The organism is Microbispora bryophytorum, assembly GCF_006874465.1.
Taxonomy (GTDB): Bacteria; Actinomycetota; Actinomycetes; order Streptosporangiales; family Streptosporangiaceae; genus Microbispora; species Microbispora bryophytorum.
Genome location: NZ_VIRL01000022.1, coordinates 91,753 through 112,157 on the forward strand (window position 1 = coordinate 91,753; position 20,405 = coordinate 112,157).

Genomic DNA, 20,405 nt, shown 5'->3' on the forward strand with positions numbered 1-20,405 from the left:
GCCGACGTGCAAGGCTGCGGTCTATCGATCAGGTGAGGATCGACGTGGCCGACGCGGCGAACGAGGCCAGGGATTGATGGGACCACTCGTCTTGAGAGGACGGCTTCAATGGCAGGCTGGTAACTGGCGAACCCGGCATGAAGAAGCTCAGCGTTCTTACGACGTTCACGCAATCGGCGACGCTGAACTCGCCTGACGCAACTTCGTTCTCCGGCCCACCCATCATGCATCATAAGGGACTATTTAGTCCAGTCAGATGATCGACAAGCGTACAGCGGTACACGCCCAGGCCGGAGCCGTACTCCTCGCCACGCCAGGGTGATCCCGACCTCGCAGGCCTGTCTGCGGTACTTGTCGTGGTCGTGGTCGTGGTCGTGGTCGTGGTCGTGGTCGTGGTCGTGGTCGGCGTACAGCGTGCCCGGTGGCTGGTGGTCGGCGGGGCCGGCCGCGACGGCCCGGCACTGGTGGGATCGCGTTGATGAGCGGCATCAACTGACCAGGACCAGGCGCGCACGCCTGCCGAAGCCGCGATAGCCTTCTTTGGACCGAATCGTCCAATCATCTTCTAGGCAGCGGATCGACCGAACTCATCGGGCCCACCACGCGCCGCAACTCGAGGACGGAGCAAAGGGAGACCTGACGGCGCTCGCGTCAAATTTGAACTTCGGCCACATCATCGACCTCATCAAGGGCTAACACGGCCGCGCACTGGGCTCATGGACCTAGATCGCGACGTGAGCTGTTCTGAATGCCCGCGTGACTCGTGCAGATACACCCTGAGTGCTTACAGAGCAGAGCCCCGTCAGGAGCATGCGGTGAGCGAGGAGTACACATGATCGAAAATGCAGAGGCGACGCCGGCACACCACGCACCGCGGGTGCGCGTGGTCGCGGCATCGTCGTGCGCCGCAGCCGTCCCGACCCAGCCTGCAGCCGTCCGCGCTGCCGCCACTGCCGCCACTGCCGCGGAGCCCAGGAGCAGGCGGGGCTGGGCGTCCGTCGGTGCGGTCGCGCTCGGCGCGTTCGTCGTCGTCATGACCGAGACGCTGCCGGTGGGGCTGCTACCGCAGATCGCCGACGGACTGCATGTCTCGCTCGGCCTCGCAGGGCTGATGGTGCTCGTGCCGGGCTTCAGCGCCGCGGTGTCGGCGCCGCTGTTCTTCCTCGGCTCCGGCCGCTTCAACCGGCGCTCGGCCATTCTCGTCCTGGGTCTGACGGTGCTGGTGTCGAATGCGGTCGTCGCGGTGGCGCCGACCTTCGTCCTGGTGCTGATCGCCCGTATGCTCTTCGGCGCCACCCTCGGAGCCTTCTGGACCGTGGTCTCACCGGTCGGCCCCAAGCTGGTGGGCCCGGCCGGCGGCACTCGTGCCATCACCATCATCGCGGCGGGTATTTCGGGTGGGACGGTGGTGGGGCTGCCGGCGGGACAGTTCCTCGGCGACCTCGTCGGCTGGCGTCTCACTTTCGCCACCGCGGCGGCGGCGACACTGATTGTCGTGGTTGTGCAGACGGTCCTGCTGCCGGGTATTCCACCGGACGGGCGTACGCACCTGCGTGATCTCGTGGGAGTCGTGACGCGGCGGGCCGCCCGGATTGGGATGGCGGCGGGCGCGGTGGTGTTCATCGGACAGTTCACCGCGTGGACGTACATCACCCCGTTCCTGATGGACCACACGCATCTGTCCAGCGGCGTGGTCTCCCTGCTGTACGTCATCTACGGCTGCGGTGGCATCGTCGGCTCACTCGTCGCCGGATCGCTGTTCAAGCGCGGAGTGATCGGCAGCTTCGCCGGGTCGGCGACGGTGGTGGCCGCATTGCTCATCGGGCTGGCCAGCGCGGGCACCATACCCTGGCTGGCCGGCCTGTTGCTCGCGCTGTGGGGCCTGGTCTGGGGAGTCGTGAACCCGGGAACACTGGTCTGGCTACTCGACGCGGCCCCGGAAACTCCGGAGGCCGCGTCGGCGGTGAATGTGACGAACCTTCAGATAGCCCTGGCGGCAGGGTCTGGCCTCGGCGCGATCCTTGTCTCGTCGACAACCCTGCATACGGTGTTCCTCACGGCGGGCTTCACCGTCCTTGCCTCCGCCGTGCTCGCCACGGTGGCGGCGCGGTTCATAACACTCGCCCGGAGGGAATGAGGAGACCGGAGCGAGGCAGGGGGTGGCCGACTTGGCGCCTCGTCGGCTCACCATTCTTGGGTCAGGTGAGCGTCCGGACACTGTTCTAGCAGGTCAGAAGCCTGATCACCTCCGAAGTGATCAGGCTCTTTGGATGTCTGAGCGTCGTTCGACCGTGAAGAAGAGTGTGCCGATCGCTGTCGACCGGGGCGGGTGAGCAGAAGCCGAGCCAGACGGCGGGGTGTGACCACGGGCCGATCGCCCTCGGCCCGGCCTTGGGCGATGTAGCGATAGACCGCCTTGGCGTGATGCGCGCCCCAGGACCGTGAGTTCAACCGGGAGGTCTCAGACCTGCGCCCTCCAAGAGCCGCCGAATGCTCGGCGGTCTTCAGGCAGCCCTGTGCGGCGACGAACCGATCTGCGCGCGGCCCCCTCCGAGCGGGCTCGGGCCGCGCTCGACAAGCCTCCATGTCACGCTTCCTGTGCCCTGAGTGTGCCGGAAGTGCTTGAAGCGCATGGTCTTCTTGGTCCAGTGTGAGCACGATCCGGCTGGTCGGTACGTCAGCCCCGGGGGTGCGGTCCAGCGCGTTGAGGTGCCACATTCTTGGCTCGCCAGGTTTTGGACTGCACAGTCCTTCTCGCCTGGGATTGGACTGTATAGTCCTTCTTGCATGCGTTGCGACGAGATCCGGAACTCGGCGCCGACGGAGTCGCCCCTCGCAGTGCACTTCACAACGCGCCCGGCGCAACCGACGTCCTCTGCCGGGTTGCGGTCAACACAGGTAAGGCCGGCGGCGGAGCTCTGCGGCACTGAGAGCCCGACTTGGGCTTGATGAGGTCTACTCGCACCCTGGCCGGAGGTCGAGATTCGCCGTGTCACGACCGACGCGGTCCGCGCACGCAGCCGGCGAACCCTCACCGACTCCACGATCACTCAGGAAAGGCTCCGACATGCCGGGCTCCGAGCTTTATGAGAAATTCATGGCGCTGCACACCCGCGACGGTGGCCTCGTCATGCCGAACGCCTGGGACGGCCTCTCGGCGCTGATGCTGGCCGATGCCGGCTTCGAGGCGATCGGGACATCCTCGGCGGCGCTCGCCAGCACACTCGGCCGCCTCGACGGGCGTCACCAAGTTACCCGCGAAGAGCACCTCGAGCATGCGCGGCTGCTCGGCCGGCTCACCGGGCTGCCCGTAAATGGAGACTTCGAGGACGGTTACGGCGACACGCCTGAAGACGTCGCGGCGACCGTCGAAGCCGCCGTCGAGTTCGGCCTGGCCGGTATCGGTATCGAGGACACCTCGGGCGATCCCGATCACCCCATCCGCGACTTCGACGACGCAGTCAATTGCGTGCGTAGCGCCGTCGAGGCAGCCAAGGGACGCATCGTTGTCACCGGCCGCACCGACAACTTCATCCAGGGGCGGCCCGATCTCGACGACACCATCCGGCGTCTGACGGCCTTCGCCGAGGTCGGCTCGGATGTGGTCTACGCCCCGTACCCACCCGACCTCGACGCACTTGACGCGATCGTCACCGCGGTCGCGCCGACACCGGTCAACGTCCTCGTGTCACCGGCGGACAAGGTGCTGACCGTCGCTGAACTGCAGAAGGCCGGGGTCAAACGCATCAGCTTGGGTCCGTCGCTCTACATGCACGCGACGGGGGCACTCGAACACGCGATCAAGGCGCTCGTCGCGGGCGATCTCGGCTCGGCGACGACAGGCATCAGCTTCGAGCGCATCAGTGGAGTTCTTGCCCGCGGCAAGAACTAGCCCAAACCCTACGAACCACCGCTCCTCACCTAGTGATCACAAGAAGAAGGCAGGTTGACATGGATCTCGACAAGCTCATGAGCAAGCACCTCACCAGGGCTTTCGATCCCAGCAAGACCATCCCGGCAGAAACCCTGCAACACCTGTTGGAGTTTCTGCGCTCCGCGCCGACATCGACGAACATCCAGCCCAACCACTTCTACGTACTCGCCACGACTGAAGCCAAAGAGCGCCTCGCGGCCAACCTGGGCGAACGATTCCAAGACAACAGCGGGAAGATCCTGAACTCGTCGCACACCATCATCCTCACCACCCGAGCAGATCTGCCCGAGAGTCACATCGAGGAGGTGTTCGACAAGGAGACGGCCGACGGCCGGTTCCCCGACCAGGCGAAGAACGCGCTGTGGCAGTCAATGACCCGCGACTTCCTCAACCTGCGCATTTACCGCTACAAGGACCTGAACCACTGGATGGAAAAGCAGACCTACCTGGTGCTGGGCATGACCATGATGGCGGCCGCTGAGCTCGGCGTCGAGGCCACGCCGCTCGAAGGGTTCGACCCGATCAGTGTCGACGCGGCGTTCAAGATCCGCGAAACCGGACACACCACGACAGTGCTGCTGGCCCTCGGCTACCCCGACCTTACGAAGGTGTACAACGGCCCGGTTTCGCGCTTCGAAGCCGACCGGCTGTTCACCTTCGTCTAAAACATCGCCGGCATCGGGAACGACCGTGGTTGAAGTACGCAGACCACCGACATCCCGGTCCTCGATGGCGTCCCACCCCGGACAACCAGCGCGGCGGCAGGCGCCGCCGGCGGTCATCACGGCCCGCGCGATGCCGTCGGCAGTGCCAGACCGTCGTCCGCAGGCCTGATTCGGGCCTTCCGGCCGAGTGACCATGGCTGAGGGGACAGCAGCGCTGACAGCAACACGCCCCCAACGGCCTTGAGTCCACGCTCGCACAGTTGTACGCCGTCTCGGCCTGCCCCCTCACGTCCATGGTGCGCGTCCCCGCCGCCTTCATGGGCGTCCGGGGCAGCAGACGCACCACGACGTCATCGCCGCCGTCCACCAACCTTCGTCACCTGCACGGCTTCGCCAACGGCCTCGAACTCGACCGTCAGGCTGTGAACGCCGGCATCATCTGGGCGCACGTCATCCGGTGAAGGCCACGTCCTCCAGGTTGAGTTCCAGCGTGGGGTTCACGACGGAGCCGCTCACGTTCTTCTGCATGAGGTAGTTGAGCGTCTCGTAGTGCGTGAAGATCAGCGGGCAGTCGTCCTGGACGATCGCGCGGATCTGGGTGTACAGCTTCTTGCGCTCGGCCATGTCTGTGGAGGATGCGGCCTGGTCGATGAGCTTGTCGAGGGCCGGGTTGGAGTACTTCATCGAGTTGATGGAGCCCCCCGTCCTCGCTACGAGCGAGTAGAAGTTGTCCGGGTCGATGGTGCGCTCCTGGTAGGCGCTGGTGATCTCGTAGTCGCCCTTGGAGTACCTGTCAAACCACACGGACACGTCGACCTGCTCGATCTGCATCGTGATGCCGATCTTCTTCAGCGCCTCGGCGACGATCTCGCCGGTCTTCAGCAGCTCCGGATACTGCGGCAGGCCGAGGTAGTGGATCGTCAGCCCGTTGGGGTATCCGGCAGCGGCGAGGAGCTGCTTGGCCTTGTCGAGGTTCGGCCCGGCGGCGAATGGGTCGACGCCGTCGTACCACGGAGATCCGCTGGGCACCTCCTGTACGCCGACCTCGCCCGACCCGAAGTAGGCGATGTCCTTGATCACCTTGCGGTCGATGGCCCAGGCGATGGCCTGACGCACTTCCTTCTTGTTGAACGGCGCCTTGGCTACGTTCATCGCGAGGAAGTCCGGGATGCCGGCCACGGGGCTGGTCTTGTAGGTGAAGCGCGGGTCCTTGCTCAGGGTGGGCAGCTGCTGCAGCGGAACGGCGTCGGCCCAGTTGATCTCCCCGGCGGACAAGGCGTCCACGCGGCTCTGATCCACCAGCAGGAACCGGAAGTCGACCTCGTCGAAGTACGGACGACCGGAGCGGAAGTACTTGTCCCACTTCTTCAGCGTGATGTGGTCGCCCTGGACCCACTCGACGAACTGGAACGGTCCGGTGCCGACCGGGTTGCGGGCCGGGTCTTTCGACTCGATCGCCTTCTGGTTGACGATCTCGCCGTTGTTGGCCAGGTTCGTCAGGAACGGACCGAACGACGACTTCAGATGGAAGATCACCTGTGTGGGGGAGACCACCTCGATCGAGTCGATCGGCGTGTACAGCGGGGCGTACGCGCTCGCGGTCTTCGGGTCGAGGATCCGCTCGAAGGTGTACTTCACGTCGGCCGCGCTGAACTTCTCACCGTTGTGGAAGTAGGCGTTGTCGGCGAGGTCGAAGACCCACGTCTTGTCGTCCTGGGCGGTCCATTTGGTGGCCAGCCGCGGGACGACGGAGCCGTCGGGTCCGAGGTCGACAAGCTTGCTGAAGATGCCGTCGTAAACCTGAGCGCCGGTGTAGACCGACGACACCGCGGGGTCGAGGCTGTCCGGCTCGCCGGTGAGGGCGGCCTTCAGCACGCCACCCGGCTTCAACGCGGCGGCGGCTCCGCCCCCGGCAGCCGTGGAGTTGGTGGGACCGCAGGCCGACAGCAGCGAGCCTGCTGCGCCGACGCCGACCACGCTGAACCCGAGAAGGCCCGCGCGCTGCAGGAACGACCGCCGCGAAAAGTCAGGGCCGGAATTGAATGTCATGACTTTCTCCTGGTCAGCCGGAGTGGGCGCGGACGAAGTCGATAAGGGTGGTGTTGAACGGCTCGGGGGTCTCCCACAGGCAGGCATGGCCGCCGGGAACGGTGGCCCATCGCGCCCCCGGCACGGCTTCGTGCAGACGCCGCGAGAGCCGGACCGGGATGAGGATGTCCTCCTCTCCCGCGAGCACAAGCGTCGGAGCGGTGAGCTGCGCCAGCCGCTCGGTGGTGTCGTGGGTCTGGATGACGTTGAGCTGGGACAGGTACGCCTCGACGGTCATGGTCATCTCCGCCATGGCGGTGTCGAACTCCGCGGCCTCCTCCGGCCGCTCCTCGAAGAACGGCACGGTGAAGGCCCACAGCCCGACGTCCCGCATCACCGTGGGGACGCCCATCTCCCTGGCCATGTCGGCCCAGAGCGCGAACATGCGGGAGCAGAACGGTCCAGGCGCGGCATAGGTGCAGGCGAGCGTCAGGGACTTCAGATCGTCGGGGTAGGCCAGGGCGTACTCCTGGGCGATCATGCCTCCCATGGAGACGCCCGCCAGGTGGATGCCGGTCAGCCCCAGGTGGTCGACGAGCGCCTTCGCGTCATCGGCGAGCAGCCGGGAAGTGTACGGCCCGGCCGGCTTGTCCGACGCGCCGATACCACGGTTGTCGAAGCGCAGGACCCGCAGCCCCGCGTCCAGCAGCGCCGGCACCTGGGCCTCCCAGGTCTCCAGGTCGTCGGCGAGGCCGTTGACGAGGACGACCGTTTCGGGCCCCTCGCCTTCGAGCTCGTAATTGATCGTGATGCCATTGACGAAAGCGGTCGACATGGGACCTCCGAAATCAGTTCTGTAGTGGAGTCGGGTCGTGCTACGGCCGGGCCGGCAGCACGACGGGGCAGGCGACGAGGTGGGGGGTGTGGTCGGCGCTGTTGAGTGTCCCGACGGGTGTGAGGGCGGGACGTTCCCGCGAGCACGAGTCCACTCGTAGCGGGCAGCGGGGATGGAACCGGCACCCCGACGGAGGGTCGATCGGGCTGGGAATGTCGCCGGACAGCGGGACGTGGACGAGCCGCGCGTCCGGCTCGGGAATCGGGACAGCGTCCAGCAGCGCCCGGGTGTACGGGTGCACCGGGTTGGCGAACAGATCGGCCCGATCCGCGGTCTCGACGATCTTCCCGAGATACATCACGCTGACTTCATCGCTGACGTGCTCGACGACGCTGAGGTCGTGGCTGACGAACAGGAAGGCCACCCCGAGGTCGCGCTGCAGCCGCGCCATCAGATTGAGAATCTGGGCCTGCACGCTGACGTCGAGGGCACTGACCGGTTCGTCGGCCACGATGAGGTCGGGGCCGCTGGCCAGCGCCGCGGCGATCCCCACCCGCTGCCGCTGGCCGCCGGACAGTTGCACGGGGTGCCGGTCCGCGTGGTCGGGCGACAACCCCACCAGGTCGAGTAGTTCGCGGACCCGGCGCTCCCGATCGGGCGGCGACCCGACGCCGTAGGCGTCCAGCGACTCGCGCACGCTGCGGCCGACCGTCCACCGGGGGTCCAGGCTGCCGAGCGGATCCTGGAAGACCGGCTGGATGCGCCGGCGAATGTCGCGAAGCGCGCTGCCCCGCAATCCGACGATCTCCGTGCCGTCGAAGAGCACTGAGCCGTCGTCCGGACGCTGCAGGCCGAGAACGCAGCGGGCCAGCGTGCTCTTCCCGCTGCCTGACTCGCCGACCAGCCCGTGGGTATGGCCGCGCCCCAGAGTCAGGTCGACGCCGGACAGCGCGTGCACGCGTTTGCGCCGTAGGCCCGACCCGGGGGCGGGGAAGGTGACGACGAGTCCGCGTACGTCGAGTAGTGCCGTCATGAGACCTCCTGGGCCACAGGTGGGAGAGCGTCGTGCAGCCAGCAGGCGACTCGGCCCCCGCCCTGCGTTTCCACCACCGGCGGGGCAGTGGTGCAGCGGTCGTGGACCCGGGCGCACCGCGCCGCGAACCGGCAACCGGCGGGCGGATGGGTGAGATCGGGCACCTGGCCGAGGATGACGGGAAGATCTCCGGATCGGTGGTGGGCGGCCGGCTGCGAGTCGAGCAGCGCCCGGGTGTACGGGTGCAGCGGGTCGGCGAAGACGTCGCGGACCGTCCCCTGCTCCACGACCTGTCCGGCATACATCACGGCGATGCGGTCGCAGACCTGGGCGACGACGCCGAGGTCGTGCGTGATCAGCAGCACTCCGGTGCCCGTGCGGACGGTGAGGTCGCGTAGCAGGTGCAGGATCTGGGCCTGGATGGTCACGTCGAGGGCGGTGGTCGGTTCATCGGCGATGAGCACCGAGGGATCGTTGGCGAGAGCCGCGGCGATCACCACGCGCTGCTTCATACCGCCGGAGAACCGGTGGGGCGGGTCGGAGTATCTGGCGGCGGGATCCGGGATGCCCACGGCGCGCAGCAACTCGACGGCCTGCTCGCGCGCTGCGCGCCGGCTGATGTCGCGATGGTTGCGGATGGCCTCGGCGACCTGGGCCCCCACCGCGAATGTCGGGTCGAGGCTGGCCGAGGGGTCCTGACTGACCAGGGCGATGTCGTTGCCGCGTACCTGGCGATACTCCTCGGCGGTGAGACCGCGCAGATCCCGGCCGTCCAGCAGCACCTGGCCGGACAGTTGTGACCCGCTGGGCAGCAGGCCCATGACAGCTCCGCCGAGCGTGGACTTCCCGCAGCCCGATTCCCCCACCAGGCCGACGATCTCACCGGAGCCGACGGCCAGTGTGACCCCGCCCACGGCCTCCACCCAGCGACCTCCCTTCACCGGGATGCGCACCCGCACGTCGTCGATCTGAAGCATGGCGCGGGTCACGAGACCATCCCCTGCGGGTCGAGGCGGTGACGCAGCCCGTCACCGAGCAGATTGAAGGCGAGGACGATGACGGCGATGGCCAGCCCGGGGAAGATCTCGACCCAGGGGGCCTGCGTGAGCACGTCGCGGCCTTCGGAGAGCATGAGCCCGAGCGACGGGGTGGGCGGCTGTGTGCCAAGGCCAAGGAAGCTCAGCGAAGCCTCGATCTGGACCGCGAACCCTGCCAGGATCGCCGCCTGCACGAGCAGTGGGCCCAGCGCGTTCGGCACGACGTGACGCCGCAGTACGGCGAACGACGACCAGCCGCGGGCCCGGCCGCCTTCGACGAAACCCGCATGCGCGACCACGAGAGACGCCGCACGCTGCACCCGCGCCAGAATCGGCAGGTAGATCAGCGCGATGGCCAGCGCCGCCACGATGCTCCCGGGCCCCACGATCGCGATGAGGGTGATCGCGAGGAGGAGCGCGGGAAGGACGAGAAGCATGTCGAGCGGGCGCGAGATGACCTGGTCGACCCATCCGCCGAAGTAGCCGGCGGCCGTCCCCAGGGGGAGGGCCGCAAGGGAGGCGACGGCCACGGACGCGAAGACGATCGCCAGGCTGGTCCGCAAGGCGTACACCGTGCGGCTGAACACGTCCCGGCCGAGCGCGTCGGCTCCGAAGGGGTGCCCCAGGTCAGGCCCGGCGAGCACGCGTGTGGGATCGATGGCGTTGGGATCGTGCGGCGCGATCAAGGGCGCGAGGAGGGTGACGATCACCAGCACCACGAGGATGAGCACGCCGGCCCGCGCGGAGCGCGGCAGCCAGAAGAACGCCCTGACCACGGCGGTCACCCCTGCCGGGATGCTCTTGGCCGTCATGAGTCTCCCCTGTCGGACACCTGCGGGTCGATGAAGCCCACCACCAGGTCGGTGATGAGGCTGACCAGGATGAACAGCGTCGCCACCACAAACAGCCCGGCCTGGACCACCGGGTAGTTGCGCTGGTTGATGGCCGTGACGATCAGCCGGCCGACTCCCGGGAGCGCGAAGAGCGTCTCCACGACGATCGCGCCGCCCAGCAGGACACCGAACTGGATGCCGATGACCGTGGCGATGGGCGTCGCCGCGTTACGTAGGGCGTGACGGTAAACGATGGAGCGTTCCTTGGTGCCCTTCGCCCTCAGATAGACGATGAAGGGCCGTCCGATCACTCCCAGCATCGCCCCGCGGGTCGTCCGGATGATGTACGCCGCCTCGGCGACGGCCAGCGTGAGCACCGGAAGGATCATGTACGTGAGGTTGCCGCCGGGATCTTCCATGAAGGGCACGTATCCCGACGGCGGCAGCCACATCATCGTGCCGGCGCAGACCAGCACGAGCATGATGCCGAGCCAGAAGTCGGGGACGCTGATCCCGAAGACCACGAAGCCCTCGGTCAGGCGGCGCACCCACCGGCCGCCGACCGCCGCGCGGACGCCGAGCGGCACGCCGACGGCGACGGCGAGAACCATCGACAGCAGCGTGATCTCCAAGGTGACGGGGACGCGCTGCGCGAGCAGTTCGCTGAGCGGCGCCTTACTCACGAAGTCCTGGCCGAAATCGCCGTGCAGGACACCGGCGACCCAGTCGCGGTACTGCGTCCACAACGGGTCGTCGAGGTGAAGCTGGGCCCGCACCTGCGCTACCGACTCCGGGGTGGCGCGGAAACCCAGCATGGTCCGGACCGGGTCGCCGGGAACCAGCCGGATGATCAGGAAGATGACGACGCTCATCACGAACAGCACCGGGATGGTGAGCCCGAGCCGTCGGAGCACGAAAAGCAGGCGCGGGTTCATTCGTCGGTCTCCAGGATCGCCAGGTCCCGGACTCGCGCCACCAGGTCGCGAACCAGTTTCTCGGTCAGGCCGAAGTGCTCGAGGGCGATCGCCGAGGCGCGTTCGGAGTCCTGGTCGATCACGGCGTCGGCCAGGAGTCCGTGCTGCACCGCGGCGACCCGGCGGATCTCCGGCGTGTACGGCTCGGCGCCCAGGTCAAGACTGATCCTCGTACGGATCTGAGCGCTCAGCCCGACCAGGACAGGGTTGTGCGTCGACTCCGCGACCGCCCGGTGCACGCGCTCGTCGGCGACGCGGGACTCCTCGCGGTCGGTGGCCGCGTGGTAGTCGTCGAGGGCCTGCGAGAGGGCCGCCACGTCGTCGTCGTTGCGGCGGAGGGCCGCCGTCGCGGCGATCACCGGCTCCAGGAGCTGGCGGGTGTCGAACAACGCCTCGAAGCGGGTCCAGTTGGGCAGCAGGTGCCGTCGGATGAGGTCGGCCGACGACGGCCGCCAGTCCTCCAGCACGAACGAGCCGCCGTTGCGGCCGCGGCGTTGCTCGATGTAGCCGCTGTCGGTCATGCGGCGCAGCGCCTCACGCACGGTCGCCCGGGAGACGCCGAGCAACGACGCGAGCTCGCGCTCGGGCGGAAGCGCCTGGCCGGGCACGTACACCCCGAGGGCGACGGCGGTGACGAGACGCTCCACGATCTGTTCCGGCGCGTTGCGCACCACGATCGGCCCGGCCAGCGGGTCGGTGCTGTCACGCTGCAGCTCGTTCAGCAGCGGAGCCTCGAAGATCTCGCTCATCCGCGGTGCTGCCGCTCGAACCAGTGGTGGAGGAAGCGCGCGAGCACCTTTGCTCCGTCGACGATGCTGCTCAGCTCGACGCTCTCGTCGATCCCGTGCATGTCGTAGACCTGCGGGCCGTAGCAGAGGGCGGGGACGTCGAAGTCGTTGACGTAGAACCGGGCGTCCGTGGTGGCGCCCGTGACGAACCTGCGCGGGTCGGCGCCGTGCACTTCGCGATGGGCCCGGGCCATGGCGGCGCTCAGCGGATGCCCGTCCGCGAGGGCATACCCGGCCGCCCGGAACCCCGCGGCCGTGACGACAGGCTCGGACGGGAACCGGCCGTCACGGGCCACGATGTCTGCGATGGCGGCTCTGATCCGCTGCTCGGCCTCGCCTGGGGACCATGACCGCGGGAAACCGACACGAAGCCTCAGCACGGCGTCGGTCGGCACACTGGAGTGCCAGTCACCGGCGGAGATGCCCCCGACATTGAGGTTGTACGGGCTGGCCAGCTCGGCGAAGGCCTCGTCGGGCGCCTCCTGCGGGAGCTGTTCGCACCACTTCCGCAGACCCTGGGTGAGGACGCCGCACAGATCCACCGGATTGACGGCCATGTGGGCGGACTCGGCGTGCGCGGACCGGCCGACGACGCGCACGTCGAGCCAGATCACGCCGACCCCTCCGGCGAGGATGCCGAGGTCGGTGGGTTCGAGTACGACGGCGGCGTCGGCGAGCACCCCGGCCCGCGACGCCGACAGCGTGCCGTTGCCTGTGCACTCCTCTTCGATGGCACCCAGGAACATCAGCCGACCGGTGTCGAACCCCGGCGCCACCTCGTCGAGGGCCCGTACGGCGAGCACACCCATCGCGAAACCGCACTTCATGTCGCCCGCGCCACGGCCGTACAGCCGGCCGTCCCGCCGGGTCGGCTGGAACGGGGGGCTGCTCCAGAACTCGGGTGAGTCGGCCGGCACCACGTCGAGATGGCCGTTCAGAAGAAGGGACGGGCCGTCTCCACGGCCCCGCCTTCCCAGGACGTTGGCCCGCCCGGCATAGGACGTCTGACCGACGCCGGCGAGCGGGTCCGAGACGATCTCCTCCGGGATCGGCAGGAACTCCACGTCGAAACCGGTCGCGGCGAGCTCCGCCCCGAATACGTCACAGACCTCGGCCTCGTGGCCCACCGTGCTGGGCGCCGCGACGAGGCGCTCGAGGAAAGCGAAGGCTTCCTCCGCCAAGGCATCGACAGCGCTGTCGAGAGCTTCCCCGCTGACCATGTCACCTCCAAAGGTATATGGTTCGGTCCATAGACCATAAAGAGGTGGCATAACGCCCGTCAAGCCTGTCCGTAATTCGGTTATGTTACGTTTCCCGAGGTAGTGGGCCTGACCGAAAGTGAGGCGCCGCCGGCCGGAAGACCGTGGGCCGGGATGGTGAGAGCGGCCGTGCCGCTGACGGGGCTGGTCCCCGGTGGCGCTGCCGGGGATCTCACCACTGGACCGGCTGCCGAGTTACGGGCCAGTGCTCCGGCCTTCAGGCTGGGGGTGAAGGCCCGCGTGGGAGGGCCGCCAAGGCCCGAGCGTGCCCTGACGGTCAGTGTTCGTCCTGCGCTTGCTCGGCGGTTTCGGCGATCGGTACTGGCACGACGGCGGCGATTGTCCGTCCCCGGTTGGTGATGTACGTGATCCGGCCGCGTACAGCTGCGTCGTTGAGCACGTCCGCGAACAGGCGGCGCGCTTCCGCGACGCTCATCTCTCCCGAGCCCATACACGTCATGAAGCGCGGACACACGTTCATGCACGTGGATGCCGACGTCCCGGTGCGCTGGTCCCGGGACCTGCCCGCCGAACCGACCAGTGTGACGGTGGTCAAGGACGCGGCCGGGCGGTACTTCGCCTCGTTCGTGGTCGGAACGAGCAACCAGCCGTTGCCGGAGTCGGCCGCCGAGGTGGGGATCGACCTCGGTCTCACGCACTACGCAGTCCTCTCGGACGGCAGGAAGATCGACAACCCGCGTTTCCTGCGCCGCGCCGAACGCCGGTTGAAGAAGACACAGCGGGCGCTGTCCCGCAAGGCGAAGGGGTCGGCGAACAGGAAGAAGGCCGTCGCCCGTGTCGCCCGCGCTCACGCGAGGGTGGCCGACGCGCGCCGCGACCGGGCACACAAGCTCTCCACCGCGTTGATCCGCGAGAACCAAGCGGTGTACGTAGAGAACTTGGCCGTGTCCGGTCTCGGCCGTACCCGGTTGGCGAAGTCTGTTCACGACGCGGGCTGGTCGCAGTTCGTGTCCATGCTGGAGTACAAGGCGCCCCGGTACGGCCGCCACTTCGCCAAGATCGACCGATGGTTCCCCTCATCCAAGATGTGTTCTGCCTGCGGGGCCATCCAGCCATCCATGCCGCTTGCCGTCCGGTCCTGGACCTGCCCGTGCGGGGCCGTCCACGACCGGGACGTCAACGCGGCGATCAACATCCTGGCCGCCGGACGGGCGGACAGGCTAAACGCCTGCGGAGGGACCGTGAGACCCGCCGCCTAGCGGAGGGCAGGACCCGGTGAAGCAGGAAGCCACAGAAGTGCCGCACGCGCGGCACAGGCTGAATCCCCAGCCTTCAGGCTGGGGAGCGCGTCAAGCCCCGACCGCGTACACGGCGTCGAGGATCGACGCGGTTACGACGTCAGGCTGGGAAACGCTGAGCGCGTGGGATGCGCCGGGGACCTCGCGTATCCCCTTGGCGCCGGCCCGGTCCGCCATGAAGCGGTGCAGGGCGACGGGGATGTTGAGGTCCTCGTCGCCGAAGACGAACCACGACGGGATGGATCTCCATGCCGGGGCGTCCGTCGGCAGCCCCGCGGCGAGGGCGATCTCCGTGACCGGGCGCTGGGTCGCGCTCATCACGGCGGCCCGGCCGGCGGGTACGTCGGCAGCGAACTGGTGGTGGAAGGCGTCCGCCCGGATGGCGAACTCGATGCCGCCGGTCGTGACCGGGTAAGCGGCAAGGGTGTCGCCGAGGGTGCTCCCGGGGAACTTGGTCGACAGCGCGAACGCGGACTCACCCTGCTCGGGCGCGAACGCGCAGACGTAGACGAGGCCGGCCACCTTGTCGCCGCCGGCGGCTTCGGTGATCACCATGCCGCCGTAGGAGTGCCCGACGAGGACCACGGGGGTGTCGATACCGGCGAGCACATCGCGTACATAGGCGGCGTCGCCCGGCAGGCTGCGTAGCGGATTGGCGACGGCGATCACGGGTACGGCGTTCGCCTGCAGTCGCTCGACGACGCCGTTCCAGCTGGCGGATTCGGCGAAGGCGCCGTGTACGAGAACGACGGTCGGGTTCTGCTGGGCCATGATTCTGCCTCTCTGATCAGTGGCGGCCGAGGGCCGTGCGGAGGACGTGGATCGCCTGCTCGATGGCGCCGGTCGTGGCGGCGGTCCCGCGCAGGGGGTTGAGCATCATGAAGTCGTGGAGGGTGCCGTTGTAGCGGACGGTCGTGGTGCGAACGCCGGCCTCGGTGAGCTTGCGTCCGTAGGCCTCGCCCTCGTCGCGCAGCACGTCGTTCTCGTCCACGATGAGGAAGGTCTCGGGTAGTCCGGCGAGTTCCTCGACCGTCGCCCGCAGCGGCGACGCGGTGATCTGGTCGCGCTTGTCCTTCTCGGGCAGGTAGGCGTCCCAGAACCACGCCATGGCCTTGGCCGTGAGGTGCGGCCCGTCGGCGAATTCGCGGTAGCTGTCGGTGTCCTGGCCCGCGTCGGTGACCGGGTAGTACAGCGACTGGTGTACGAACGTGACGTCGCCGCGCTGCTTGGCCAGGATGGCCAGGACCGCGGTCATGTTCCCGCCGACGGAGTCCCCGGCGACGGCGAGGCGAGAGCCGTCGAGGCCCTCGGCGGCGCCGTGCGTGCTGATCCACTGCGCGGTGGCGTACGCCTGCTCGATCGCGACCGGGTAGCGGGCCTCGGGCGAGCGGTCGTACTCGACGAATACGACCGCGGCGTTCACGCCGACGGCCAGCTCCCGGACGAGCCGGTCATGGGTGCCGGCGTCGCCGAGGATCCAGCCACCGCCGTGGACGTACAGGATGGCCGGCAGTTGATCTTCGGCGCCGACCGGCTTGACGATGCGGACCCGCACCTCGCCGGCCTCGGCGGGGACGGTGATCCACTTTTCCTGGACGTCGGGCTTGTCGATCGGAGCGGCCTGGATGTCGTCGAGCACCTTACGGGCGCGATCGGGCCCGAGCTCGTACAGGAAGGGGGGTTTGGCGGCGGCATCGGCGAATTCCTGCGCCGCTGCTTCCAGAACGTGCCTGTTCATAGTGTTGCCTTTCTGTCGTGTCAGTCAGCAAGACAGCGCAGCCACTCGGGTTCGTGACGGGACGCCACGAAAGTCTTCGCCTGCCCCCGCCCAAGCGGACAAGCAGCGGCGGCGTGCCGAATCAACGAGTGACGTGATGGCATCGACACGCTGCTCGACGCGTACCCCGACGTGAACTCGCTGGTCGACGACGTCACGTGGGCGGCCCCAACCGTGGACCACGGTGCCGGCCGCGGCCTTGCAAGGGCGCGATGGAGGGGTCCGACAAGCGGCCGTGCTCACAACGGCATCACCGGATGCCGTATGCGAATGGAGCCGAAATCGTCACCGTGAACCTGTTGGAGCGGTCGGCGACGCGAGGCCGGACTTCGACCAGGTCGCAGCCTACACAGAAGGAGGCGATGCCGCGGTCACCGTCATCGCGCGCCGGCATTGAAGGAACCCGCCTGGCTATAGGAGGACGATCAGGGGCCGTTGCACTGGAAGACCCGCGGCCTGGTCGAGTGGGCGGCGGGACGCTCATTCGTCTGGATCGACGACGAGATCACCCATGCTGATCGTGCCTGGGTGTCAGCGCACCATGACGCCCAGGCCCACCTTCATCGGGTGGACCCTCGCCGTGGCCTCACGGGCAGTGATTTCGTCGTCATCGCGGATTGGCTGGCACGGCTACAGCGGTAATGGTCGCCAATCTGCGTGCGGAATCGCCGCGCTGGAGTTCCAACCAAAACTCCTTCGGCGGGCAAAGTTTTCGTGATGCGGGCAACTCATGGGGTGAAACGCCCGTCTATCCAACGGTTATCGTTCACTTTGTAAGGAGTAACCCCCGTGAAAGCCGCATATCTTCTCCCCGTCGCTGCGCTCGTCACTCTCGCCGCGTGCGGTACGGCCGGGGGCAGTGCCGCGCCCGTGGTGACGGTCACGGCCGCCGAGCCCGCTCCCGCGGTCACCGTGACCGAATCGGCTTCACCTGCCGTATCCGTGGAAGACGAGACGCCGACGACGTCGGCACGCAAGCCCGTGGTCGCGGAGAAGAAGACCCTCCCCGACGTCGTCGGCATGAATCTTCAGGCCGCCCAGGACAGGCTCCAGGCGGCGGGGTTTTATCTCCTCGACGACAAGGACGCCACCGGCCGTGGCAGGTTTCAGGTCTACGACCGCAACTGGGTGGTGACGCGGCAGAAGCCAGCCGCTGGCCGGAAGGTCTCGACGGACATGCTCATCGTGCTTTACGCCAAGAAGTACGGCGAATAGCCAAAGTGTCCTGCGATGCATGTTTACGCATCGCGTTGGGCAGGGCATCGGCATTGTTGCTTGATGCCGGTTCTGGGCTGGCTTCCGCGGAGCAGAGGACGGTGAGAGGCGGATGCACTGGGCCAACTCGCCGGCCTGACCAAGGACGTAGCCACGCTCCCAGCGGTGGAGTGTGTGAGGCTGCTCGTATCCGGAGCGTCGAAGCAGCAGCCCCATCCGCCACCGAATGTAGCCGGTTGCCGGATGGGGCTGCCTGAACATACGACCGGGAATGCGGTCCTTGCGCTACTTGGCGGCTACCAGGTGGTCGAGGTTGAACCACCCGGCGTCACCGGAACCGTAGCTGACGCTGATCGTGTTGATACCCGCTGCCAACTGCACCGGAATGGTCGCGTCGGCCCAGGTGTTCCAGCTCCCGGTGAGCGGAAGTGAGATTTGGTGACGATCTCCGCCGTTCACCGACACCGATGCGCTCCGGGTGCCGGCCGGACCGTCAGGGCCGGCCGAGTAGCGGAGGTCCAGTGAGTAGGTGCCCGCATCCTGGGCGACGATCTGCTGAGTCACGCTCGGCCCCCGTGTGGTGAAGCATGCGACGAAGCCCGATCCCGTATACCCGGGGTGGTCCGTGGCCAGGCATGCTCCGCCGGACATAGCTCCATCCTCAGCCTCGCAGACGTCCCCTACCTCACAGTGCAGCAACGCGTCGACAGAGTTCTTCACGGAGATGTCCTGCCCTCGTGCCTTCGTCGTAGCGACCGCCGTGAACCGGTAGTTGCCTTTGGGCAGATCGGCAGAGGTCGTCATCGTGTATCGCACAACAGTGCTCTGACCGGAGGCCAGCTTGGGCACGCCTGGGCACGCCGGCGCATGACCGTCCGCGCAGGTGATGGTGATTCCGGGGGCCGGCTCGCCGTCCGGGTTGTAGGCGGCGAGACTCGTTCGGACGTCGCGATCAATCTCCCCACCGCCGTTGGTGAACGTTACCGGGACCGTGTAGGTGCTCCCAGCATGCACGGCGGTCGGGGCGTCGAGAGAGATCTCCTGTGGTTCGGTCCAGGACAAATAGACGCCGTAGGCGTCGTGCTGCGACTTGAAGTCGAACGGCACGGTGATGGCATTGTTCTCGACCTTGACGTCCTGGCTGAAGACAGCCTGGCGCGTGTACAGGGGTGCCTGCTCAGGGATCCTGTAGACGGTGGCGTGCACGAGACCGTCGCGGACCAGCCACGGCGTCGAGGACAGCCCCTTGAACGTCACGGCCATCGGCCCGACGTACGCGCCCTGAATGTCACCGAGCAGCGCCACAGCGCGCTTCTTCGCGGGGTCCTCGGACGCGGAAATCGCGGTCGACCCGACTTGCTCGGAGGTGGAGACCAGCGTCCCGGTCAGGTCGGCGTAGGTTCGCATCGCCCACCAGTTCCCGTTGGGCGCCCATCCGCTCGGGGTCTTGGTGAGCAGCCCGGTCAGGTTCGGGATGACGCAGCAACTCCAGTTTCCGCGCATGGCGTTGGCATAGTTCGACTGAGCCAGTCGGGCGTTGTACCAGGCGGTATCTCCGGCGGTCTGCCGATCCGCGGGCTGGTACTCGTTGGCCGAGAGGGGCCGTTGGGCGATCCCGTTGGCGTCGAGTGCGTCCGACAGGGACTTGCCGACGGTGACCGGGTCGTCCACGGTCCCCTCGTCGTGGTTGGTGATCTCGTCGGGGACAGTGTTCGCGGCCTTGACGTGGGCCAGGAAGGCCTGCCATTCATCGGGTCGTCGCTCAGGGGTGTAGGCGAACGACGGGCCGGCGATTGTCGCGGCCGGAGCGATGCGCCGGATCTCGCGGTAGGCGCTGTCCCACATCTGGAAGTACTGTTCCGTGTTGACGCCCGGTCTCCAGAAGATGCTGAGGTCGGGCTCGTTCCAGATCTCGTAGGTGAACTTCTGGCCGGAAGCCTGGAGCTTGGTCACCGTCGCGTCGATGAACGTGATCCAGTTGCTGCAGTCGCCGTCGGTGCACGGCCACAGGGTGTTCGCCGGAGCCCCGCCGGTCGAACCGAACACATCGCTGAGCAGGACCTGGTACTCGACCTTCTGACGGGGCGGGCGCTGTAGACGCTTCGCCTCGGCGATGACCGCGTCGATGTTGCCTTGGGTGCCCGGTCCGAAGGTGTACTTGTCCTTGATCCAGCCGCCCGCATACCAGCCGCCGCTGCGGAAGGCATTGATATTCAGCGGGGCGAGGTATTCGTCGGACGGTTGTAACCCGTCCTGCGTGATGCCATAGAGAATGCCAAGACCCACCCCTTCGGACCGCTTCGTCTTCGCGGACAGATCGACGTTCAGCTCTTTCACGCTGGAAGAGCTGACGTTCGGGTCTGCCGCGGCAGGGTGCTGGCCGATGACCAGCAAGGCAGCGGTAGTGAACAGCGCCCCGAGGGCTGCGAGTCCCTTTCTGCCGTTCAGGCCCCGGCCCTGACCGGGGGCCGCAACTGTACCGTCGGGACGCCTGACTGTGACTGAGCGTTTCGGATGAGCTGACATTCTTCCTTCTTTCGCGGACGGGCCGACCCGCATCGCGGCCACGGGGTCGCGGTCAGCGCGAGTGCGGAGGCGGGAACGGCGTGCGGCACGATCCTGCGTGCCCGCCGAGACAAGGATGTGACCATGCGCCTTTCCCGTCGGGGGTGCGTCTGTCGAATCGATTCGCCGAATCGATTCGACTAGACCATAAGCGCGTGTCGGCGGGATGGTCAAGAGCTGGAAATGTCCGTGATTCGCCTTCG

The 20,405-nt window shown here is 67.4% G+C and carries 19 protein-coding genes; 7 read left to right on the plus strand and 12 right to left on the minus strand.

Annotated elements, in window-relative coordinates; genetic code table 11:
* The first annotated feature begins 356 nt into the window (after positions 1 to 356).
* From FLX07_RS38590 to FLX07_RS37220, 5 genes are all read left to right on the plus strand, one after another.
* Positions 357 to 479, plus strand: a complete 123-nt coding sequence (locus FLX07_RS38590) for a hypothetical protein (RefSeq protein ID WP_263407700.1) — start codon at positions 357 to 359, stop codon at positions 477 to 479.
* A 353-nt stretch (positions 480 to 832) separates the two neighbouring features.
* Positions 833 to 2,137: an MFS transporter gene (locus tag FLX07_RS30295; protein ID WP_142575104.1), complete on the plus strand. Its 1,305-nt coding sequence runs from the start codon at positions 833 to 835 to the stop codon at positions 2,135 to 2,137.
* Between the two features lie 930 nt (positions 2,138 to 3,067).
* Entirely contained in the window at positions 3,068 to 3,892 is an 825-nt protein-coding gene (locus tag FLX07_RS30305) for an isocitrate lyase/PEP mutase family protein (RefSeq protein ID WP_142575106.1), read from the plus strand.
* A 59-nt stretch (positions 3,893 to 3,951) separates the two neighbouring features.
* Positions 3,952 to 4,599 carry a nitroreductase family protein gene (locus FLX07_RS30310; protein ID WP_142575107.1) on the plus strand — a complete coding sequence of 216 codons (648 nt, stop codon included), beginning with the start codon at positions 3,952 to 3,954 and terminating at the stop codon, positions 4,597 to 4,599.
* Between the two features lie 260 nt (positions 4,600 to 4,859).
* Complete coding sequence (locus FLX07_RS37220; RefSeq protein ID WP_208762469.1) at positions 4,860 to 5,060, plus strand: hypothetical protein; 201 nt, start codon at positions 4,860 to 4,862, stop codon at positions 5,058 to 5,060.
* Here FLX07_RS37220 and FLX07_RS30320 read toward each other — a convergent pair.
* From FLX07_RS30320 to FLX07_RS30360, 9 genes are all read right to left on the minus strand, one after another.
* A complete protein-coding gene (locus FLX07_RS30320) occupies positions 5,050 to 6,648 on the minus strand; it encodes an ABC transporter substrate-binding protein (protein ID WP_167748447.1) in 1,599 nt (532 codons plus the stop codon). The two genes, FLX07_RS37220 and FLX07_RS30320, sit on opposite strands and share 11 nt — an antisense overlap.
* A gap of 13 nt (positions 6,649 to 6,661) precedes the next feature.
* Positions 6,662 to 7,462 carry an alpha/beta fold hydrolase gene (locus tag FLX07_RS30325; RefSeq protein ID WP_142575109.1) on the minus strand — a complete coding sequence of 267 codons (801 nt, stop codon included), beginning with the start codon at positions 7,460 to 7,462 and terminating at the stop codon, positions 6,662 to 6,664.
* Between the two features lie 40 nt (positions 7,463 to 7,502).
* A complete protein-coding gene (locus FLX07_RS30330; RefSeq protein ID WP_142575110.1) occupies positions 7,503 to 8,495 on the minus strand; it encodes an ABC transporter ATP-binding protein in 993 nt (330 codons plus the stop codon).
* Positions 8,492 to 9,484, minus strand: a complete 993-nt coding sequence (locus FLX07_RS30335; protein WP_208762470.1) for an ABC transporter ATP-binding protein — start codon at positions 9,482 to 9,484, stop codon at positions 8,492 to 8,494. Before FLX07_RS30335 ends, FLX07_RS30330 begins: the two co-directional genes overlap by 4 nt.
* Positions 9,481 to 10,344, minus strand: a complete 864-nt coding sequence (locus FLX07_RS30340) for an ABC transporter permease (protein WP_142575111.1) — start codon at positions 10,342 to 10,344, stop codon at positions 9,481 to 9,483. Before FLX07_RS30340 ends, FLX07_RS30335 begins: the two co-directional genes overlap by 4 nt.
* Positions 10,341 to 11,300, minus strand: coding sequence for an ABC transporter permease (locus FLX07_RS30345; RefSeq protein WP_142575112.1), 960 nt, complete (start codon positions 11,298 to 11,300; stop codon positions 10,341 to 10,343). The genes FLX07_RS30340 and FLX07_RS30345 overlap by 4 nt, the downstream gene beginning before the upstream one ends.
* A complete protein-coding gene (locus FLX07_RS30350; RefSeq protein WP_142575113.1) occupies positions 11,297 to 12,088 on the minus strand; it encodes a FadR/GntR family transcriptional regulator in 792 nt (263 codons plus the stop codon). Before FLX07_RS30350 ends, FLX07_RS30345 begins: the two co-directional genes overlap by 4 nt.
* Entirely contained in the window at positions 12,085 to 13,347 is a 1,263-nt protein-coding gene (locus FLX07_RS30355; RefSeq protein ID WP_167748448.1) for a M20/M25/M40 family metallo-hydrolase, read from the minus strand. The genes FLX07_RS30350 and FLX07_RS30355 overlap by 4 nt, the downstream gene beginning before the upstream one ends.
* Positions 13,348 to 13,663: 316 nt before the next feature.
* Positions 13,664 to 13,822: a type II toxin-antitoxin system prevent-host-death family antitoxin gene (locus FLX07_RS30360; RefSeq protein ID WP_223854150.1), complete on the minus strand. Its 159-nt coding sequence runs from the start codon at positions 13,820 to 13,822 to the stop codon at positions 13,664 to 13,666.
* A 22-nt stretch (positions 13,823 to 13,844) separates the two neighbouring features.
* Between FLX07_RS30360 and FLX07_RS30365 the strand changes: the two genes are divergently transcribed.
* The gene (locus FLX07_RS30365; protein WP_263407701.1) at positions 13,845 to 14,606 is read left to right on the plus strand and encodes an RNA-guided endonuclease InsQ/TnpB family protein; all 762 of its coding nucleotides are present in this window, start codon (positions 13,845 to 13,847) and stop codon (positions 14,604 to 14,606) included.
* 90 nt (positions 14,607 to 14,696) lie between these two features.
* On the opposite strand, the gene FLX07_RS30370 is transcribed toward FLX07_RS30365, so the two are convergent.
* Positions 14,697 to 15,416 carry an alpha/beta fold hydrolase gene (locus FLX07_RS30370; RefSeq protein ID WP_142575116.1) on the minus strand — a complete coding sequence of 240 codons (720 nt, stop codon included), beginning with the start codon at positions 15,414 to 15,416 and terminating at the stop codon, positions 14,697 to 14,699.
* 16 nt (positions 15,417 to 15,432) lie between these two features.
* On the minus strand, positions 15,433 to 16,383 hold the full coding sequence (locus FLX07_RS30375) for an alpha/beta hydrolase (RefSeq protein ID WP_142575117.1): 951 nt from the start codon (positions 16,381 to 16,383) through the stop codon (positions 15,433 to 15,435).
* Positions 16,384 to 17,292: 909 nt separating this feature from the next.
* On the opposite strand from FLX07_RS30375, the gene FLX07_RS37225 reads away from it, so the two are divergent.
* Positions 17,293 to 17,637: a PASTA domain-containing protein gene (locus FLX07_RS37225; protein WP_208762471.1), complete on the plus strand. Its 345-nt coding sequence runs from the start codon at positions 17,293 to 17,295 to the stop codon at positions 17,635 to 17,637.
* Positions 17,638 to 17,922: 285 nt separating this feature from the next.
* Here FLX07_RS37225 and FLX07_RS30390 read toward each other — a convergent pair whose 3' ends face one another.
* A complete protein-coding gene (locus tag FLX07_RS30390) occupies positions 17,923 to 20,031 on the minus strand; it encodes a CBM35 domain-containing protein (RefSeq protein WP_208762472.1) in 2,109 nt (702 codons plus the stop codon).
* Positions 20,032 to 20,405 lie beyond the last annotated feature (374 nt).

Coding starts and splice junctions, on each gene's coding strand:
- FLX07_RS30295 (WP_142575104.1), top strand. CDS start 833: ATGATCGAAAATGCAGAGGCGACGCCGGCACACCACGCACCGCGGGTG.
- FLX07_RS30355 (WP_167748448.1), bottom strand. CDS start 13,347: ATGGTCAGCGGGGAAGCTCTCGACAGCGCTGTCGATGCCTTGGCGGAG.
- FLX07_RS30310 (WP_142575107.1), top strand. CDS start 3,952: ATGGATCTCGACAAGCTCATGAGCAAGCACCTCACCAGGGCTTTCGAT.
- FLX07_RS30345 (WP_142575112.1), bottom strand. CDS start 11,300: ATGAACCCGCGCCTGCTTTTCGTGCTCCGACGGCTCGGGCTCACCATC.
- FLX07_RS30370 (WP_142575116.1), bottom strand. CDS start 15,416: ATGGCCCAGCAGAACCCGACCGTCGTTCTCGTACACGGCGCCTTCGCC.
- FLX07_RS30330 (WP_142575110.1), bottom strand. CDS start 8,495: ATGACGGCACTACTCGACGTACGCGGACTCGTCGTCACCTTCCCCGCC.
- FLX07_RS30365 (WP_263407701.1), top strand. CDS start 13,845: ATGAAGCGCGGACACACGTTCATGCACGTGGATGCCGACGTCCCGGTG.
- FLX07_RS30320 (WP_167748447.1), bottom strand. CDS start 6,648: ATGACATTCAATTCCGGCCCTGACTTTTCGCGGCGGTCGTTCCTGCAG.
- FLX07_RS30360 (WP_223854150.1), bottom strand. CDS start 13,822: ATGAGCGTCGCGGAAGCGCGCCGCCTGTTCGCGGACGTGCTCAACGAC.
- FLX07_RS30305 (WP_142575106.1), top strand. CDS start 3,068: ATGCCGGGCTCCGAGCTTTATGAGAAATTCATGGCGCTGCACACCCGC.
- FLX07_RS30350 (WP_142575113.1), bottom strand. CDS start 12,088: ATGAGCGAGATCTTCGAGGCTCCGCTGCTGAACGAGCTGCAGCGTGAC.
- FLX07_RS30340 (WP_142575111.1), bottom strand. CDS start 10,344: ATGACGGCCAAGAGCATCCCGGCAGGGGTGACCGCCGTGGTCAGGGCG.
- FLX07_RS30375 (WP_142575117.1), bottom strand. CDS start 16,383: ATGAACAGGCACGTTCTGGAAGCAGCGGCGCAGGAATTCGCCGATGCC.
- FLX07_RS30325 (WP_142575109.1), bottom strand. CDS start 7,462: ATGTCGACCGCTTTCGTCAATGGCATCACGATCAATTACGAGCTCGAA.